Annotated in this window: 1 protein-coding gene; it reads right to left on the reverse strand. The window is 65.6% G+C overall.

Translation table 11 applies throughout. From position 1 onward, the window contains the following. A partial coding sequence (locus tag ASG00_RS10310; protein ID WP_200930911.1) for a hypothetical protein occupies window positions 1–1,581 on the reverse strand: 1,581 nt, incomplete at both ends.

Here is a 1,581-nt window from a genome sequence, read left to right on the forward strand (position 1 = left end):
CGCCGTCACCACCTGGTAGCGATCTGCCGCGGATGCCGTGGTCAACCCGATCAGCCGCTGCGATCCCGGGAGCATTCGCGGGACCTTCGTGTACTTCGGGGGCACGGAGTTCGGGTCCCAGGGACCGGGTCCCTGGCCATCGCCTCGGAGCGTCAGATACGCGACACTCGTCAGATCACTCGCGTACGGACGCCACGTGATCACGTTGATCGGGTCCTGATTCGGCGGGTCGTACTCGACGGGATCCGCTTTCGGGAAGTCCTCGCGGTCGAGGGAGAAGGCCGCCTTGGTGGGGTTGATCGTCGGGTCTGTCGAATAGTACGGGTTGACGACCATGCCCCACGGATCGGGCTTGCTCGCGAGAAAGTCCCGGGCGGAGGGATCGGACGCGATGTACGCCCAGATGGCACGCGCGGCGTCGGAACGCCCCTGAGGCACGATGATGTCCGCGATCGGGGCACCGTTCAGCGCCTGCGAGCGCCACTCGGGATCGTTGACGGCGAGGAAGTCTTCGTCCTGCGTGATGTTGTACGGATGATTGCCGGTCAGGTACTTCGTGTCCGCTCCCGTGGGAAGGGACGAGAGGTAGGAGTTCGTCAACAGCTTTGCCAGCAACCGGGGAGTGAGGTTGATGGAGGTGAACGGCGTGCGCGCCGCATCGACGTACTGCTGCGGAACCGTCTTGTCGAGTGGGTTCGGGAACCGGTCGATCGCGATGGACACCGACAATCCCGTGAGCGCGACCGGCGCGTACTGGAGGGGATCCGGCGTCGATCCGTCCGTCGTCAGCGGGTAGCTCGTCAATGCGAGCGGCGCGTCCGTCGTTGTCGCCGCGTTCGCCACCGCATCCGACTCCGCGCCGGTGATGAGTGAGTACACGGACCCGCCGGCCTGTGTGCAGACAACGGGCTGCCACGAGTTGACCGCGAGCGCCGCCAGTTCGCTTCCCTGTACCTGCTTCTCTGTCTGCCCGATCGGGCAGCGCGAGCCGACCGGCGTGAATCCGAGCTTCACGGCCAACGCATGCCGCCAGGAGTCGATGAACAACCCCGACTGGGTGATGTTGACCGATCCGTTGTCGGAGGTTCCCCGCGGGAGCACGACGAGCCAGCAGCTCGCACCCGTGGTCACACTGCCCGTCGTCACGGCAGAACCGCAGCCGAGCGCATCCGACTGCACCGCTGTCTGCACCTCGAAGCTCACTGACCCCTTGCCGTCGTTGCCGGAGCCGGCCCAGGGAATCTCATTCGTCGTATAGGACGTGAAGAACTGGTTGTTGTTGACGTCGACGCTCGTGTCGATGACGTTGGCCTTGGTCGCGGGATCGACCTTCACGCCGTCGACCCGGGCACCGTTTCGCGCGACGAAGGGGATCGCCGTATACGGAGGAAGGAACGACACCTTGCTCGCCGCCGAGTACGGCTGGTCCTCCGTCGGGATGTCGGCGAGCGCCGTGCTGCGGTAGGCGTCCCGCGTCGCACCGACCGCTCCCGTTCCGCCGTACTCGCACGTCGTGCGGTCGGGACGCGAGGTGTCCGTCGGATCGTCACCCCAGCACATGAAGATCTGGAGGAAGTTCTC

It is taken from the genome of Microbacterium sp. Leaf351, from assembly GCF_001423825.1.
Lineage (GTDB): Bacteria > Actinomycetota > Actinomycetes > Actinomycetales > Microbacteriaceae > Microbacterium > Microbacterium ginsengisoli.